Origin of the sequence: Frankia sp. AgB32 (genome assembly GCF_023243045.1) — a bacterium.
In the GTDB taxonomy this organism is placed as follows: Bacteria; Actinomycetota; Actinomycetes; order Frankiales; family Frankiaceae; genus Frankia.
In genome coordinates, this window is sequence record NZ_JALKFX010000007.1 from 1 (window position 1) to 16,608 (window position 16,608).

Genomic DNA, 16,608 nt, shown 5'->3' on the forward strand with positions numbered 1-16,608 from the left:
CGGTGCGCGCCCATCTCGGGGTTCTGTACGGCACCGATACCGATGACTGGCAGCTGGTCGCCCGCTACCCGGTCGCCCCCCCCCGCCCCCCGGGGGGGGCCCCCCCCCCCGCCCCCCCCCGACGGACTCGTCCCGGCACGTTTCAGCCAAGCCACAGAACGCGCAGGACCGTGAGGGTGAGCCACCGCCCCTCGATCGTGTAGAGGATCACTCCTCGTCCCCGGTCGTAGCTCGTCGTCCACTGGTCGGTGCGCTTGTCGCAGGTGCCGATTCGAGGGTCCCGCAGGAGCTGGTGGAGCATCTCGTCGAGCCTGGCGCGGGGGTTGACCGGGAGGCTGCCGCGTTGCTCGCGGGCATGGTCGACCCAGCGAGCCGCGAAGGCGGGCATCAGGCGATGCGCGAGCCGTGGGGGTGTTCGGCCGGGGGGCCAGGTCTCGACGATGACGTTCGGGTCGCCCGCCTCGATGCGGCGGCGGTCCCGGTCCGCGCCAGCCTGGATCTCGCTGTGCTCGTGGGTCAGGCGGACGAGTCGGGGTGATGATCTTCTGGGGCGGGTCGGGGCTGTCCGGTGCGCGACCGGTGGGGAGACGGTGCTGGCCGCGCGGGGTAGAACCCAGGCATGGGGCGCCCAGGCGGATTCCGGCCATCGCGGCGGGACCGCGGGCGGCCGGGGGAGGGCGGCGCAGATGGCGGACAACGGTGCGAACGGGGCGGGTGCGAACGGGGCGGGTGCGAACGGGGCGGGCGAGCAGATGATCTGCCATCTGGGCGGGCGGTCCGCGTGGGCGGTCGGGGCGGCGGCCTACCGACCGGCGAGCCTCGGTACCGAGGGGTTCATCCACTTCTCGACGCCGCAGCAGGTCGCGGCCACGGCGAATCGGTTCTACCAGGGGCGGGGTGACCTGCTGCTCGTCGTCGTCGACCCCTCGCGGCTGCACGCGCCGCTGCGCTGGGAGCCCCCCGCCGAACCGGCCGGCGGGTCGAACGGCGCGCCGCCGGCCGCCGGGGAGCTGTTCCCGCATCTGTACGGGCCGATCGACGCGGGCGCGGTGGAGGCCGTCCTCCCGTTTCCGCCGGCGGCGGACGGCACGTTCGCCGCGCCGCCCGCCCTCTGGTGAGATCGGCCCGGGTGCGACCGGTCAGCCGTGGCCGCGACGCGGATCGGCGCGGGGGCGCGTGGGAAGAGGGCTTCCTGTCTCCTCCACAGGCTTTCGCTGCGGAAGAGACGGCGCGGCCAGCCGCCGGTGGCGCGCGGGCGGACGGGTCAGTAGGAGACGCCGGCCGACTGGAGGAGCTGGGAGATGCGGCGGGCGAGGGTGATGTCGAGGTCGGTGACGCCGCCTACGGAGTGCGTCCAGACCGTGAAGGTCAGGGTGCCGGGGCCGCGGTCGATCGTCGGGTGGTGGTCCATCTCGTCGGCGGCCCGCATGACCTCGGTGGAGATGGCGTCGGCCTCGTCGCCGTCGACCATGATCTCCAGCTGGAGGCGGTCGGCGTCACCGAGCCAGCCGGGGAGCGATACCAGCGTGTCGGCAACCTCGGCGGTGTCCAGTCTGGTCGGCATGCTGCTGCCCTCTCTCGTCGTCCTCGTTCGTGCTCTTCGACGGCCCGGCGGCGCGGTGGGCGCGGGCCGGGATGACTCCGTTGCGTGCCTAGCCGATCGCGGTGCTCTCCCGTCGGCGGCGCGCCGGAGGGAGCCGTGCCGTACCTGTCACGGATGCCGCCCGCGGCCTGCCGCCCTCGGATGGCACCATCCGGTCCTCCGTCCCGATCCGCAGGGAACGCGTCCACGAACAGTCGGAGTCTGGGAGAGTCCGGCAGCATGACTGCGGATGTACACGGCCCGGGTGCCTGTGCTCCTACCCCGCCGGTGCGCGGCGCAACGCGTGGCGGCCAGGCCGATGTTGCCGAGCCCACAGCCGGTTACGCTCCCGCGCCGGGACGGCTCGTGGTCGCCGCCGCGCTGCTGGACGACGCGGGCCGGGTGCTCGCCGCGCGTCGCCGCGAGCCACCGGCCTACGCGGGGATGTGGGAGTTTCCCGGCGGCAAGGTCGAGCCGGGGGAGGGCGCCCTGGACGCGCTGGTCCGCGAGTGCCGGGAGGAGCTCGACGTCGAGATCGAGGTCGGGCCGTGGCTCGGCGAGGTGAACCTGGCGCGGCCCGGCTGGGTCCTGCGGGTGTGGTTCGGTCGGGTCACCTGCGGCGATCCCCGGATAGTGGACCATGACGAGCTGCGCTGGCTGGCCGCGGCCGAACTGGACGACGTCGCCTGGATGCCCGCCGACGGCCCGCTGGTCGAGCGCCTGCGTGAGGTGCTGACCGGCGAGGATCCACTGGACTGGCCCGGCACCTGAGCCGTCCGCCCTCGCCGGGGCCGGCCGATCGGGTCTGGCCGGGGCGGCCCCCGGCGATGCGGCCGTGGATGACGAACGGATGTGCTGGAGGTGTCCGGACCGGGTCGGGCAGTGGTGGCACGAGCAAGCCGGGGCGAGGGATCCGTACCATGGGTTGTGGTACGAGCGTCGCCAGGCGGGCAGTGACCGCTGGCGGGCGCGCCGTCGTGCCGGGGCACCGCCCCATGTGCGGTGCCATTGTCCGTCTGTTGCGGGGTTGAGAGCCCCATGTCCGCCCCGGAGCGCCTCACCGTGTCCACACGTGCCGATCTTCGTAACGTGGCCATCATTGCCCACGTCGACCATGGCAAGACCACTCTCGTCGACGCCATGCTGCGCCAGTCCGGCGCCTTTGGCGAGCATGTCGAGCTGACTGACCGCGTCATGGACTCGATGGACCTGGAACGTGAGAAGGGCATCACGATCCTGGCGAAGAACACCGCGATCCGCCATGGCGATCTCACGATCAACATCATCGACACTCCGGGGCACGCCGACTTCGGCGGCGAGGTCGAGCGCGGGCTGTCCATGGTCGACGGTGTCGTGCTGCTGGTGGACGCGAGCGAGGGCCCGCTGCCGCAGACCCGGTTCGTGCTGCGCAAGGCGCTCGCGGCCCGGCTGCCGGTCATTCTTGTGATCAACAAGGTCGACCGTTCCGACGCCCGGATCGCCGAGGTCGTCGACGAGACCTACGAGCTGTTCCTCGACCTCGACGCCGACGAGGAGCAGATCGACTTCCCGATCGTCTACTGCAACGCCAAGGCCGGCCGCGCCTCGACGACCCGCCCGGCCGACGGGTCGAGCCCCGACTCGCCGGACCTCAAGCCGCTGTTCGACGTGCTGCTCGAGACCATCCCGGCGCCGTCGTTCGACCCGGAGGCGCCGCTGCAGGCGCTGGTCACTAACCTCGACGCCTCCCCGTACCTGGGCCGCCTCGCGCTGTGCCGGGTGCACAACGGCACGATCCGCCGAGGCCAGGCGGCGATGCTCTGCCGTGCCGACGGCACCCAGACCCGCGTCAAGATCAGCGAAATGCTGATCACGCAGGCGCTGGACCGGGTTCCCGCGGAGGAGGCCGGGCCGGGCGACATCATCGCCATCGCCGGCATCCCGGACATCACCATCGGCGAGACCCTCGCCGACGTCGAGGACCCGCGCCCGCTGCCGGTGATCACCGTCGACGAGCCGTCGATCAGCATGACGATCGGCATCAACACCTCGCCGCTGGCCGGCCGCTCGGGCAAGAAGCTCACCGCCCGGCTGGTGAAGAACCGCCTCGACGCCGAGCTCGTCGGCAACGTGTCGATCCGGGTGCTGCCGACCGAGCGGCCCGACACCTGGGAGGTCCAGGGCCGCGGTGAGCTGCAGCTCGCCGTCCTCGTCGAGCTCATGCGCCGCGAGGAGTTCGAGCTGACGGTCGGCAAGCCGCAGGTCGTCACCCGCGAGATCGACGGGAAGGTGCACGAGCCCGTCGAGCGCCTCACCATCGACGCGCCGGAGGAGTTCCTCGGCACCCTCACCCAGCTCCTCGCGCTGCGCAAGGGCCGGGTCGAGCAGATGATCAACCATGGCACCGGCTGGATCCGGCTGGAGTACCTGGTCCCGGCCCGCGGGCTGATCGGGTTCCGCACCGAGTTCCTCACCGAGACCCGCGGCACCGGCCTGCTGCACCACGTCTTCGAAGGCTACGAGCCCTGGTTCGGCGAGCTGCGCACCCGCTCCACCGGCTCGATGGTCGCCGACCGCTCCGGCCCGACCACCGCGTACGCGCTGTTCAACCTGCAGGAGCGCGGCACGATGTTCGTCGGGCCGACGATCGAGGTCTACGAAGGCATGATCGTGGGTGAGAACTCCCGGGCGGACGACATGGACGTCAACCCGACGAAGGAGAAGAAGCTCACGAACATGCGCTCGTCCACCGGCGACGAGCTGGTCCGGCTCACCCCGCACCGGGTCCTGACCCTGGAGCAGGCGCTGGAGTTCTGCCGCGAGGACGAGTGCGTCGAGGTCACGCCGGGCTTCGTCCGGATACGCAAGGTGGCGCTGTCCTCCGGGGAGCGCGAGAAGCTGCGCTCGCGGCGCCGCTGAGCCAGTCCGTCCGTTCGTCCCCGCCCCCGGTCACGCCCGGGGGCGGGGACGTCCGAGGTGGTTCTGTCGGTGGCGGGTCATAGGGTCGGAAACATGACGCCCGACGCCGCGCAGCCGGCCCCGGCCCACCGTCCGCCGGCGACCCGCCGGCTGATGTTCGTCCACGCGCACCCCGACGACGAGGTCATCTCGACCGGAGTGTCGATCGCCTCCTACGCCGCCGCCCCGGACACCTCCGTGACCCTCGTCACCTGCACGCTGGGCGAGGAGGGCGAGGTGCTCGTCCCGGAGCTCGAGAACCTCCGCGCCGACCTCGGCGACCAGCTCGGTGGCTACCGGATCGGCGAGCTGGCCGGCTCCTGCGCCGCGCTCGGCGTCACCGACCACCGATACCTCGGCGGCCCGGGCCGCTTCCGCGACAGCGGGATGATGGGCACCCCGGCCAATGACCACCCGCGCTCCCTGTGGCAGGCCGATCTCGACGAGGCCACCGCCGAGCTGGTGCGGATTGTCCGTGATGTCCGGCCGCACGTGCTGGTCAGCTACGACTCGTTCGGCGGCTACGGTCATCCCGACCACATCCGCGCCCACGATCTCACCGCGCGGGCGTTCACCGATGCCGCCGACCCCGCCTTCGCCCCCGACGCGGGCCCCGCCTGGCAGGTCGCCAAGCGGTACGAAACCGCCCTGGCGCGCGCCTGGGCCCTCGAGGGCTTCGAGCACTTCCGCGGGTCGGACGCCCCGAACAACCCCTTCGCCGGGCTCGACAACCTGGACGACTTCCCGGTGCGCCTCACCGACGACGCCAAGCTCACCACCGAGATCGTCGCGCCGGAGTACTTCGACGCGAAGATCGCGGCGATGCGGGCGCACCGCACCCAGATGGCCGTCGACGGCTTCTTCTTCGCGCTCGCCGACGGCATCGGCCAGCGGGCCTGGGGTGCGGAGCACTTCGTCCTGGCCGCGGGCACCCGCGGCCCCGGCGCCGGCACCGACGGGCGGGAGACGGACTTCTTCGCCGGGGTGAGCCTCTGACCCGGGAGCGGGGCGGGGCCCGGGCGGGCCATCCCGGCGAACGCCGGGGAATCGATGCGAAGCCCTGCTCGTTTGTAACGCTGTAATCCCCGTAAGGGAGGGTGCGGTCCGGGAGGTCGGATGCACGTCAGCAACAGCGGACAGAACCCCATCGATCCCACTGATCCCAACCAGCCCACCGAGCCTCGCGTCGACCCGGTGCCCGGCCCGGCCGCCGAGACGCCGCTCGACGCCTACTCGGCCGTGGTCACCCGGGTGGCGGCCGAGCTCATCCCGTCCGTGGCCAGCCTGCGGGTGCGGACCAGCCGCGGCACCGGCGCCGGCGCCGCCGTGGTGTTCACCGACGACGGGTTCCTGCTCACCTCGGCGCACGTCGTCGAGGGCCACCCGGGCGGCGCCGGCAGCCCGGCCGGGCTCGCCCAGTTCTCCGACGGCACCGAGCGCGACTTCGACGTCGTCGGCGCCGATCCCCTGTCCGACCTGGCCGTCCTGCGGACCCGCGGGGCGACCCCGCCGGCCGCTGTCCTCGGCGATGCTGCGGACCTGCGCGTCGGCCAGCTGGTCGTCGCGGTCGGCAATCCGCTGGGCCTCACCGGCAGCGTGACGGCCGGTGTCGTCAGCGCCCTGGGCCGCTCGCTGCCGACCAGGTCCGGCACGGCCGCCCGGATCGTCGACGAGGTGATCCAGACCGACGCGGCGCTCAACCCGGGTAACTCCGGGGGCGCGCTCGTCACCGCGGACGCCCGGGTGGTGGGGGTGAACACCGCCGTCGCCGGCGTCGGCCTGGGCCTCGCGGTCCCCATCAACACGACCACCCTGAAGATCCTCGGTGCGCTGATGCGGGACGGCCGGGTCCGTCGTGCCTACCTGGGCGTGGCCGGGGCGCGGGTTCCGCTGCCGCCGGCGGTCGCCGAGCGCACCGGGCAGCGGCACGGCGTCCGGCTGGCGGAGGTCGTCGTCGGCAGCCCGGCGGGCAGCGCGGGCCTGTTCACCGGTGATCTCGTGCTGTCGCTGGGCGGTCGGCCGGTCGTCACCCCGGGGGACCTGCAGCGGCTGCTGACGGAGACCACGATCGGGCAGCCGGTGGAGCTCACGGTCTGGCGGCGCGGTGCACTCGTCGACGTCATCGCCATTCCGCGGGAGCTCGTCACCAGCTGATCGGGGATGTGCCGCCGAGGTGGGATCAGCCGCCGGATGTCCTAGTGTCGAGACATGCCCCGTCCCGGTTCCGAGCCTCGCCGCACGCCGCCCCAGGCCCGGTCGCCGCGGCCGCCCGCCGCGGATCCGGCCGCCGGCGCGCGGACCGGCGGCCGCAGGAGCCCCGGTACCGCAAACCCCGAGGTCGGGACGTCCGCCGGCGTCGTCCCGGGTACCGCCGGGCGGGGCGCGGAACCCGAGCCCGGGCGGCTCTTCCTGGGCGCCGCGTACGTCCTGGGTGTGGTGCTGGGGCTGGGGCTTGGGCTCTACGGCGTTTTCCTCCTGCCGGCCGGGCCGGGCCTCGGCGGCACGGTGATCGCTGTGGGCCTGCTACTGGCACTGTTCGGCAACGCCGCGGCGGCGCTGCTGGTGCGCTGGCTGACCGGCACGCGGCTCGGGCCGATGACCGTGCTGATCGGCTGGGTGCCGGTCGTGCTGCTGTTCTCGGCCGCCCGGCCGGAGGGCGACCTGCTGCTGCGCGCGAACGCGGCGGGCTACACGTTCCTGCTGGTCGGAGGCCTGAGCCCGGTGGTCGTGACGGCCGTCGGCAGGGCGCGGCGCGGGCTGACCGCCCTTCCGCCGCCGCGCTGAGGACCTCGGCGCCACCGGTGGGCCGCAGCTCCGCGACCTGCCGCCGTTCGGATGAGCGGGGCCGCGGCGCGCTCGCTGTGCTCGATGTGCTCGATGTCACCGAACTCGTTGTCCGTGGGCGCCGCGTGGGATCGCGACGGTAGCGTGAAGCGGGTGGGAGGCCTGCCGCCAGAGATCCGCGCCGGGACGTCCGCCGTCCGGGCACCCCTGCAAGCGGGTGAGTTTCGCCAGGCTGTGGGCCGCTTCGCGACCGGCGTGACGGTGCTGAGCACCCTGGCGGGCGAGCGTCATCTGGGAATGACGGCGAACTCGTTCGTATCCGTCTCCCTCGACCCGCTGCTCGTGCTCGCCAGCGTCCGCCGTGATGCGCGCTTCCACGACCCACTGCTCGCGGCGGGCGTCTGGGGTGTCTCGGTGCTGGCCGCCGACATGTCCGAGGCGTCCCGGTTCTTCGCGAAGCGCGCGCACGATCTGCCCGACCCGTTCGCGCGGTGGGCGCATGCGATCGGCCCCGAGACCGGCGTCGTTCTGCTCGACGGTGCGCTGTCGGTGTTCGAGTGCCGGACGGTCGCGACCCATCCCGGCGGGGATCACACGTTGGTCATCGGCGAGGTGGTGTTCCTCGACCGCCGGCACGAGGACGCCGGGCCGCTGGTGTTCTACCAGGGCGACTACGTCGAGCCCGTCGCCGTTCGGACCGGTCCGAACGGCCCGGCCTGACCCGGGCGCCGCGGCGCGGGTCCTCGCTGCCTGGCGTCAGTTGAGTCTGGCGCGGGCCGCGGCGGCGGCCTGGCGGGCGGCCGCGGCTGCGGTGGGCTCCACCGCGGCGACCGTGTCGGCGAAGGCCGTGAGGTCCCGCGCGCCGCCGAGGAAGTCGCCGAGGCGCACCCGTAGCTCGCCGCGTTCCCGGCGCAGGTTCGTCGGGTGATGCGGGAGCAGCAGCGACAGCTCGACCGCCCACAGCCGGGTGCGGGGGGCGTCCGTGCGAGCCCCGAGGACCCGCACGTTGCCCAGGATGCGGGCCAGCACGTCGTGGGGCTCCATCGGCGCGAGCTGGCTCCGGTTGAACGCGGCACCCGCCGCGCGGACCTTCGCGGCGGCGTCGTGGATCGTCAGCAGCCGACCGGCGTCGTACGGATCGACGAGAACGTAGTCCTCGGGCGTGCCGACCGCCACGATGACGTGCCCGGGCAGGCCGACCGGGTAGGCGGCGACACCGAGCCGCCGGGCGACCTCCAGCCACACGACCGACAGCAGGATCGGCAACCCGCGCCGGCGGCGCAGCACGTCGGGCAGCAGGGAGGAACGCAGATCGGTGTAGTCCTCCTCGGAGCCGCCGAAGCCGGCGTCGAGCCCCAGCGCCTCGTGCAGGGCCTCGGCGGCGGACCGGGGCGTGAGCGAGCCGAAGCGGCCGACCTCACCGAGGCGCCCGACCGGATCGCCGCCGCTGCCGGCCTGGGCCGCCGCGCCACCGGTGCCGACGGCGGGTTGCGGGCCGGTGGACGAGCCGTGCTCCACCCGGGGGAAGCGGGGGGCCGTTCCGGCCCGGGCGGCCAACCTTGGCCGGGCCCGCGCCGCGAGGGTGTCGAGCAGGTCGAACGTGACGGCCGGGTCCTGGGTGTCGGCGCTGGCATCGGCCTCGGCGGCGAGCAGGTGGCAGGCGGCGGCCAGGTCGACGGGCTCCCGGCGGACGATCTCGGCGAACCGTCGGCGGCTGCGGTCGCTCACCTCGGCTCACCTCCCCGTAGGCGCTCCCCGTAGCCCGGGGATCCCGACTCCGGGTACCCCGTGTCCGTGTACGTCGCATCCGGCAGGGTCATAGGAGGAATTGTCGCGCGGTCCACCGGCTGGGTTCGGCCGAAGGTGGCGGGATTTGGCAGGTCGGCTGATGTCCCTGTACCGCTCAACTGACCATCGTCTGTGAGATTGGCGACTGCGCGTGACCGCCGCCTGGGCGGTCGGGCGGGGATAACGCGTGCCGCGACGAGGTCATCCTCGGTAATCTGAACAGCAGAACCTTCCGCCGTTTCGACCGTCAGCACGCGCGATGACCATGACCGCAGTGTCCCGAGCACGTCACTGAGAGGTACCGGACCCGGGATACGCCGCCGGATCATGACTCGCGCGCCGATGTCGGCCCGAGTGATGCGGACGACATACACCACCTGCGCACGCCCTTGCTGTCGACACGGAACGGTCCATGTCGATACTAGGGACTCAGTCGCCCGTGAGCCCGAGGAGGAACATCCGGTGACCTACGTCATCGCGGAGCCCTGTGTCGATGTCAAAGACAGGGCCTGCATCGAGGAGTGCCCGGTCGACTGCATCTATGAGGGCGGTCGGATGCTGTACATCCAGCCCGACGAGTGCGTCGACTGCGGGGCATGCGAACCGGTCTGCCCGGTCGAGGCCATCTACTACGAAGACGATGTTCCCGACCAGTGGAAGGGATACACCGACACCAACGCGAACTTCTTCGAGGAGCTCGGCTCGCCCGGCGGCGCCTCGAAGGTCGGCGCGCTCAGCTTCGACCCGCCGGCGGTTTCCGCGCTGGCCCCCCAGGGCGAGTCCTGAGCGGCGCTGGGAGGCCGGGCAACACCCCCGGCGTCCTGCGGTCACCGGCTCGTTCCCGCGTGCGGCTGCCAGACTTCCCCTGGGACCAGCTCGCTGCCTTCCGGGAGAAGGCACGCGCGCATCCCTACGGTCTGGTTGACCTCTCCGTCGGAACCCCGGTGGACTCCACGCCGGCCGTCGTGCAACAGGCGCTGGCCGGCGCCGCGGACGCGCCAGGTTATCCGCAGACCGTCGGCACACCGGATCTTCGAGAGGCGGCGGCGGGCTGGCTTGCCCGCCGCCTCGGCGTCCTCGTCGATCCGGGTGCCGTCCTGCCCGTGCTCGGTACCAAGGAACTGGTCGCCCAGTTGCCGGGGCAGCTCGGCCTCGAACCGGGCGACCGGGTCTGGGTGCCGACGCCGGCGTACCCGACCTACGAGGTCGGGGCGCTGCTCGCCCGCTGCGAACCCGTGGTCGGGCCCGCCGAGGGCGTGACCATGGTCTGGCTGAACTCCCCGGGCAATCCGACGGGCCGGGTCATGACGGTCGAGGAGATGCGGGCCGTCGTCGGCTGGGCCCGCGAGCGGGGTGTGATCGTCGCCAGCGACGAGTGCTACATCGAGCTGGGCTGGGAGGCCCGGCCCGTCTCCGTGCTGCACCCCGACGTGTGCGGGGGCTCGCACGAAGGCCTGCTCGCGGTGCACTCCCTGTCGAAACGGTCCAACCTCGCTGGTTACCGGGCCGGCTTCGTCACGGGCGACCCGCATCTCGTCGCGGGGCTGCTCGCCGTCCGCAAGCACGCCGGGTTCATGATGCCGACCCCGGTGCAGGCGGCGATGACCGCCGCGTACGCCGATGACCTGCACGTCGCGGACCAGCGGGCCCGGTACGCGAACCGCCGCGCGGTGCTCGCCGCGGCGCTGTCGGTCGCCGGTTTCACCATCGATCACAGCGAGGCCGGCCTGTACCTGTGGGCGACGCGCGGCGAGGACGCCTGGGCGACGCTCGACGCCCTCGCCGGCGTCGGCGTCCTGGTCGCGCCCGGGACGTTCTACGGCGAGGCCGGCCGCCAGCACGTCCGGGTCGCCCTGACGGCGCCGGACTCGCAGGTGGCGACCGTTCCCGAGCGCATGACGATGATCCCGCCGGCCGCCGCGCCAAGCCACGCCGGCGCGCACCAGCTCGGTGCCGCCTCGGCCCAGCCCGCTGCTGGTGGCTACCCGCCGGGTCAGGGGCAGGGCGGGGGCGGGGGCGGGGGCGGCGGTTATCCCGCCGCGGCTCAGCAGCAGGCCGGCTACGGCCCCGCCGCCGGCTACCCGCACACGTCGCCGACGCCGGTGCCGTACGAGCCCGCGCCCGGGTACGACACCCAGCGCGGTCAGGACCCGCGGCCCAGCCAGGAGCGAGACCCGCGGACGGCGTACGACGCCCGTCCGTCGGGTTACGAGGCCCGGCCCGGCGCCTACGAAATGCGCCCCGCCGGCTACGAGAACCGACCGGACGCCTACGACACCCGCCCGAACGGATACGAGACCGGGCCAGGCGGATACGAAAGCGGCCCGGCGAGCGGTTACGGCGCCCAGCCCGGCAGCGGATACGAGGGCCAGTCAGGCGACTACGAACAGGCGTCGCGTTACCACGCCCTGCGTCGCCGTCCGGGGCAGGCGAAGCCCGGCCCCGGCGGTTACGGCGCCGACCCGGCGGACCGCTATGACCGCCCCCCCGCCCGATCCGACGAGGACGCCGCCGGTACCTGGCGCGGTGAGCCCGACATTCGCTGAGCCGGCGCCGCGCGCCGGCCGGGATCCGGCCCGCGCGCGGCGGCCAGCCGTGGCCCGCCGGCCCCGCCACCTCATAGGGTCGGGCCTGTGAGCGCCTCCAACACCGCCATCGACTCCCCGATCGACCCCGTCATCGACGAGCTGTGGGAACGCCGGGCCGACCTGAGCCCCGAGAACGTCGACGCCCGCAAGACCATCGTGGCCGCCGTCGACGCCATCGACGCCGGCGACGCCCGGGTCGCGACCGTCACCGCGGACGGCTCCGTCGCCGTCGACGAGCGGGCCAAGCGGGCCATCCTGCTGTCGTTCAAGGTCCTGCCCATGGTCGAGTCGTCCGCCGGGGACTTCCACTTCCACGACCGGGTGCCGCTGAAGACCCGCTTCGACGGCGTCCGGGTGGTGCCGGGGGCCATCGTCCGCTGGGGCGCGCACATCGAGCCCGGCGCGATCCTCATGCCGAGTTACACCAACATCGGCGGCTACGTCGGCACCGGCACCCTCGTCGACACCTGGGCGACGGTCGGCTCCTGCGCTCAGGTCGGCCGCAACGTGCACCTGTCCGGCGGGGTCGGCCTCGGCGGGGTGCTCGAGCCGCCGAACGCGGTGCCCGTCGTCGTGGAGGACGACGCCTTCGTCGGCAGCCGCTGCATGGTCGTCGACGGAGCCAGGGTGCGCCGCGGCGCGAAGCTCGGCGCCGGGGCGATCCTCACCGCCTCCACCCACGTCTTCGACGCGACCACCGGCGAGGAGTACCCGCGCGGCGAGATCCCCGCGCGGGCGGTCGCCGTCGGTTCGACCCGGGTCCGCTCGTTCCCCGCCGGCGACTTCGGGATGCCGTGCATCCTCGTCCTGCGCACCCTCGCCGAGGGGGAGATCCACGACAAGCTCGCCCTGAACGACGTCCTGCGCGAGCACGGCGTCGCCGGCTGAGCGTTCGCCGGCAGGGTGTTCGCTGGCAGGGTGTTCGCCGGCCGGCATCTCCGGCTGGGTGTCGCCCGCTGAGCGCGGCCGGGGCGGGTCATAGGGTGACGGCATGGAGCTGGAGCTCACCGCCCCGGTCGGGGAACTCACCCGGTGCCTGGTGGACGTGCCTTCCGTCAGCGGCGACGAGGCCGCGCTCGCGGACGCGGTGCAGTACGCCCTCACCGGGATCCCCGGGCTGCGGGTCGACCGCGACGGCGACGCGGTCGTCGCCCGGACCTCGCTGGGCCTGCCGTCCCGGGTGGTGCTCGCCGGCCACCTCGACACCGTCCCGCTCGCCGACAACCTGCCGGCGCGCCTCGACGGCGGCCGGCTCTACGGCTGCGGCACCTCCGACATGAAGGCCGGGGTGGCGATCGCCCTGCGGCTGGCCGCCACCCTCCCGCTGACCGACCCCGGCGCGCTGCGTCATGACATCACCTGGATCTGCTACGACAACGAGGAGGTCACCGCGGCCCGCAACGGCCTGCGGCGCCTCGCCGAGCGCCACCGCGAGTGGCTCGACGGCGACCTCGCGATCCTCATGGAGCCGACGGCCGGCGAGATCGAGGCCGGCTGCCAGGGCACGCTGCGCGTGGTCGTGACACTGTCCGGCACCCGGGCCCACTCGGCCCGCTCCTGGCTCGGCGACAACGCCATCCACAAGGCCGGCGAGGTCCTGCGCCGCCTCGCCGACTACCAGCCGCGCAGTGTCACGCTGGACGGCTGCACCTACCGCGAGGGCCTGTCCGCGGTCCGGGTCGAGGGCGGCGTCGCCGGCAACGTCATCCCCGACGAGTGCCGGGTCACGGTGAACTTCCGCTTCGCCCCGGACCGGACCGGCGACGGCGCGATCGCCCATGTCCGCGAGGTGCTGTCCGGCTACGACGTGGCGGTCACCGACCTCGCTGGCGGCGCGCCCCCCGGTCTCGCCGCGCCCGCGGCCGCGGCGTTCGTCGCCGCCACGGGCCGTACCCCCGTGGCCAAGTACGGCTGGACGGACGTCGCCCGCTTCGCCGAGCTCGGCATCCCGGCGCTGAACTACGGTCCGGGCGACCCGAACCTCGCCCACACCCGGGACGAGTACGTCGAACTCGCCGCGATCGACGCGGGCGAGCGGCTGCTGCGTGACTACCTGAGCTAGCAGCTACCCTGAGTGATGATGGCTGACCTTCCGTCGACCCCTGCCTCGCTCGTCGCTGCACGGTTCCGGAACCTGTCACCTGCCTATGGCAGGACCGTGGGGCATTTCGGGCTGTTGGTTGGCAGTAGGTCTTGGTGTGTGGGGGAAATTCAGGGTCTGGCCCGTCCTGACGCATCGGCCGGGATTCCTGTGCGAGGTCGGTGACCTGCATGGATGTCCTTCACTCCCGGCGATTCATCCCGCTACGTGGCGTCCGTCGCGTTTGGTGCTTGAGTCCTGCCGGATCGACCGTTGACGGAGTAAGTTTGGTCCGCGCGGATTTTTCCGTGAATTGGCCGAGCAGCGATTTTTGTCACGTCAACGATCCATCCTGTGATACCTCCGTAGATCTGCCAATGCCGGGACGTTAGAGTTGTCGTGTACATACAGTGCCGGCCGGACGAAGTCCGCCAGACCGGCGCGTCGTCGGGTCTGGGGGGGCTCGGTCGTTGGCCAGGTACATCGCCCATCCGCATCGTCGGGGCATCGGCCCTGCTTGGCGCCGTTGATGCCGCCCGGCCCGCACTCTGTCCTTGCCGCCTGGCGGGGTCGTGACCGTGGAGGGTCTGCCAGATGACGGACACTGTCTTCAGCCGCGGCAGGATCGACGCACATGATGATCCGATGGCCCAGCCCGGACAGTCCAAATCCGAAAAAAAGCCCGTTATGCCCGATTCTGGTAGCCTGCTGGGCGCCTTCCAGCACCCGTTGACCGGGCCTGAGTCGCTGCCCGGCGAGCTCGACGAGGACGCCCTGGACCTGGTCCCTTCGGATCGCACCATTCCGATGCAGCGGATCCGCGTGCGCACCGCGGTCCTCGACCCTGTCGACGCGCGGGCCGCCGCGGTCGCCGCCGAGGCCGAGGCCGCGAAGGATCATCGTCGGCCCTCGTCCACCGGGCGGCGGGCCGGCTCCACGCCGGAGCTCGACGGCGTCTCCTTCGACGGCTACCGGGCTCGCGTGCCGTGGGAGCGCAGGTACAGCTGGCTGTTGTTAGCTCTGGACACCGCCGCCTGCGTGGTCGCCGCCGGCGTGGCCTACCTGGTGCGGTTCGGTGGGCTGGTCAAGTTCGACCTGAAGCCCGTGTCGGTGACGCCATACCTGGTGATGTCCGTCGTGTTGCCGCTGGTCTGGGTGTTTTCCCTGTTCCTTGGCCGGTCCTACGAAAGCCGGTTCCTGGGCAACGGTTCGGAGGAGTTCCGCCGGATCCTCAACGCCGCCGCGCACCTCACCGCTGTCGTCGCCGTGGTGTCGTACGCGACGAAGGCCGAGCTTGCCCGTGCCTACGTCCTCATCGCCTTCCCGGCCGCCCTGGTGCTCACGGTGCTCGGCCGTTTCGCCGCCCGCGGTTACCTGCACCGGATGCGCCGCAACGGCCGTGGTCTGCACCGGGTGCTCGTCGTCGGCGCCGGCGATTCCGCGGCGTCCCTGGTCCGGCTGGCCCGGCGCGACCCGTCGGCCGGCTGGTCGGTCGTCGGCGTGGTGCTCGACCGTTCGCCCGGTCGGCACAGTCATGACTACTCCGACCGCGGCGGCTTCGACCTGCTGGGCGTGCCGATCGTCGGGACCTCCGAAAGCCTGCACACCGCCATCCGCGCGACCCACGCCACCACCGTCGCCATCAGTCCGCAGATGGACGGCGAGACGCTGCGCCGGGTGCTGTGGATGCTCGAGGGCAGCGACGTCGACGTGCTCGTCTCCTCCGCGCTCACCGACGTCACCGGCCCGCGCATCTCGATTCGCCCGGTCGCCGGCCTGCCGCTGCTGCATATCGAGGAGCCGGAGCTCTCCGGTGCCCGCCGGGCGGTGAAGGGCCTGTTCGACCGCAGCGTCGCGCTGACGGTCCTGCTGCTGTGCTCACCGCTGTTCATCACCCTGGCGCTCGCCGTGCGGCTGACCAGCCGCGGGCCGGCGATCTTCCGTCAGGTCCGGGTGGGACTGGACGGCAAGCACTTCACGATGTTCAAGTTCCGCTCGATGTACATCGACGCGGAGGAGCGCAAGAAGGAACTGGAGTCCCTCAACGAACGTGGCGAGGGCCTGCTGTTCAAGATGCGCGATGACCCGCGGGTGACCAGGGTCGGCAAGATCCTGCGCAAGTGGTCGCTCGACGAGCTGCCGCAGCTGCTGAACATCGCCAACGGCACGATGTCGCTGGTGGGACCCCGTCCGCCGCTGCCTAGCGAGGTCGCCAAGTACGAGGACGAGGTCCACCGCCGGCTCATGGTCAAGCCCGGCCTCACCGGCCTGTGGCAGATCAGCGGCCGCTCGGATCTCGAGTGGGACGAGTCCGTCCGCCTCGACCTGCGCTATGTCCAGAACTGGTCGCTTCCGTTGGATTTCTACATTCTGTGGCGCACCGTCTTCGCCGTGCTCCGCCGCGAGGGTGCGTACTGAGCACAATCATTGCCGCGTGCCGGCCACGGCGATGAGGACTTCCAGCGATATGTCCAGGCGGCCGTCGGAGCGCCTGGCTGCCTGGCTGCCTGGTGGTTCTCGGCGTCCACGGCCGCCTGGGAACTCGGCGTGGTGCGACTTTCCGGGTAGCGCGCCGGTAAAACGGCGCGGAGGGGCAGTCATCTCCGCCCCGAGGTTGGTTTCCGCGCCTTTTGGCGAGCCAGGGCGCAGCGGCGGCCTGCCCGTCTCGCCTGAGAATCTGTGCCCGGGGTACGGGTAGCCGTCCCCTGGCCGCAAAAGTGGTTGGGGGGCGGGAACGTGCGGCGCTGTCCGCGTCCCGTGGTCTCTGCTGTGTCGCGTCCGCACCATGCGTACGTCGTCGGCGAAAGGGGCGGTCTTCTGGGCGCGTGGCGAAGACTGCCCGCACGTCC

Annotated in this window: 16 protein-coding genes; 12 read left to right on the forward strand and 4 right to left on the reverse strand. The window is 72.4% G+C overall.

Going from position 1 to position 16,608, the window contains the following annotated elements; genetic code table 11:
- Nucleotides 1-142 precede the first annotated feature (142 nt).
- Complete coding sequence (locus MXD60_RS03645; protein ID WP_248817509.1) at nucleotides 143-697, reverse strand: hypothetical protein; 555 nt, start codon at nucleotides 695-697, stop codon at nucleotides 143-145.
- On the opposite strand from MXD60_RS03645, the gene MXD60_RS03650 reads away from it, so the two are divergent.
- The gene (locus MXD60_RS03650) at nucleotides 687-1,118 is read left to right on the forward strand and encodes a DUF952 domain-containing protein (RefSeq protein WP_518467280.1); all 432 of its coding nucleotides are present in this window, start codon (nucleotides 687-689) and stop codon (nucleotides 1,116-1,118) included. The genes MXD60_RS03645 and MXD60_RS03650 overlap by 11 nt on opposite strands.
- Before the next feature lie 146 nt (nucleotides 1,119-1,264).
- On the opposite strand, the gene MXD60_RS03655 is transcribed toward MXD60_RS03650, so the two are convergent.
- Nucleotides 1,265-1,564, reverse strand: coding sequence for a 4a-hydroxytetrahydrobiopterin dehydratase (locus MXD60_RS03655; protein WP_248817510.1), 300 nt, complete (start codon nucleotides 1,562-1,564; stop codon nucleotides 1,265-1,267).
- A 258-nt stretch (nucleotides 1,565-1,822) separates the two neighbouring features.
- On the opposite strand from MXD60_RS03655, the gene MXD60_RS03660 reads away from it, so the two are divergent.
- The 6 genes from MXD60_RS03660 (at nucleotide 1,823) to MXD60_RS03685 (ending at nucleotide 8,023) form a co-directional block, all read left to right on the forward strand.
- The gene (locus MXD60_RS03660; protein WP_248817511.1) at nucleotides 1,823-2,353 is read left to right on the forward strand and encodes a (deoxy)nucleoside triphosphate pyrophosphohydrolase; all 531 of its coding nucleotides are present in this window, start codon (nucleotides 1,823-1,825) and stop codon (nucleotides 2,351-2,353) included.
- A gap of 291 nt (nucleotides 2,354-2,644) precedes the next feature.
- Nucleotides 2,645-4,480, forward strand: a complete 1,836-nt coding sequence (gene typA, locus MXD60_RS03665) for a translational GTPase TypA (RefSeq protein WP_248817589.1) — start codon at nucleotides 2,645-2,647, stop codon at nucleotides 4,478-4,480.
- 153 nt (nucleotides 4,481-4,633) lie between these two features.
- On the forward strand, nucleotides 4,634-5,515 hold the full coding sequence (gene mshB / locus MXD60_RS03670; RefSeq protein ID WP_248817590.1) for an N-acetyl-1-D-myo-inositol-2-amino-2-deoxy-alpha-D-glucopyranoside deacetylase: 882 nt from the start codon (nucleotides 4,634-4,636) through the stop codon (nucleotides 5,513-5,515).
- 120 nt (nucleotides 5,516-5,635) lie between these two features.
- Nucleotides 5,636-6,673: a S1C family serine protease gene (locus tag MXD60_RS03675; protein WP_248817512.1), complete on the forward strand. Its 1,038-nt coding sequence runs from the start codon at nucleotides 5,636-5,638 to the stop codon at nucleotides 6,671-6,673.
- Nucleotides 6,674-6,727: 54 nt separating this feature from the next.
- Nucleotides 6,728-7,303: a DUF6113 family protein gene (locus tag MXD60_RS03680; protein WP_248817513.1), complete on the forward strand. Its 576-nt coding sequence runs from the start codon at nucleotides 6,728-6,730 to the stop codon at nucleotides 7,301-7,303.
- 153 nt (nucleotides 7,304-7,456) lie between these two features.
- The gene (locus tag MXD60_RS03685) at nucleotides 7,457-8,023 is read left to right on the forward strand and encodes a flavin reductase family protein (RefSeq protein ID WP_308222361.1); all 567 of its coding nucleotides are present in this window, start codon (nucleotides 7,457-7,459) and stop codon (nucleotides 8,021-8,023) included.
- A gap of 36 nt (nucleotides 8,024-8,059) precedes the next feature.
- Here MXD60_RS03685 and MXD60_RS03690 read toward each other — a convergent pair whose 3' ends face one another.
- A complete protein-coding gene (locus MXD60_RS03690) occupies nucleotides 8,060-9,031 on the reverse strand; it encodes a transglutaminase family protein (protein WP_248817514.1) in 972 nt (323 codons plus the stop codon).
- The gene (locus MXD60_RS30195) at nucleotides 9,028-9,468 is read right to left on the reverse strand and encodes a putative acetyltransferase (protein ID WP_518467283.1); all 441 of its coding nucleotides are present in this window, start codon (nucleotides 9,466-9,468) and stop codon (nucleotides 9,028-9,030) included. The genes MXD60_RS03690 and MXD60_RS30195 overlap by 4 nt, the downstream gene beginning before the upstream one ends.
- An 85-nt stretch (nucleotides 9,469-9,553) precedes the next feature.
- Here MXD60_RS30195 and fdxA point away from each other — a divergent pair, with 85 nt between their 5' ends.
- The 5 genes from fdxA to MXD60_RS03715 all read left to right on the forward strand — a co-directional run bounded on the left by fdxA (nucleotide 9,554) and on the right by MXD60_RS03715 (nucleotide 16,177).
- Nucleotides 9,554-9,877 carry a ferredoxin gene (gene fdxA / locus MXD60_RS03695; protein ID WP_248817515.1) on the forward strand — a complete coding sequence of 108 codons (324 nt, stop codon included), beginning with the start codon at nucleotides 9,554-9,556 and terminating at the stop codon, nucleotides 9,875-9,877.
- A gap of 59 nt (nucleotides 9,878-9,936) precedes the next feature.
- Complete coding sequence (dapC, locus tag MXD60_RS03700; RefSeq protein ID WP_248817516.1) at nucleotides 9,937-11,637, forward strand: succinyldiaminopimelate transaminase; 1,701 nt, start codon at nucleotides 9,937-9,939, stop codon at nucleotides 11,635-11,637.
- 87 nt (nucleotides 11,638-11,724) lie between these two features.
- Entirely contained in the window at nucleotides 11,725-12,567 is an 843-nt protein-coding gene (locus MXD60_RS03705; RefSeq protein WP_248817517.1) for a 2,3,4,5-tetrahydropyridine-2,6-dicarboxylate N-succinyltransferase, read from the forward strand.
- Between the two features lie 103 nt (nucleotides 12,568-12,670).
- Complete coding sequence (dapE, locus tag MXD60_RS03710) at nucleotides 12,671-13,741, forward strand: succinyl-diaminopimelate desuccinylase (protein ID WP_248817518.1); 1,071 nt, start codon at nucleotides 12,671-12,673, stop codon at nucleotides 13,739-13,741.
- 705 nt (nucleotides 13,742-14,446) lie between these two features.
- Nucleotides 14,447-16,177 carry a sugar transferase gene (locus MXD60_RS03715; protein ID WP_248817519.1) on the forward strand — a complete coding sequence of 577 codons (1,731 nt, stop codon included), beginning with the start codon at nucleotides 14,447-14,449 and terminating at the stop codon, nucleotides 16,175-16,177.
- The last annotated feature ends 431 nt before the right edge of the window (nucleotides 16,178-16,608 follow it).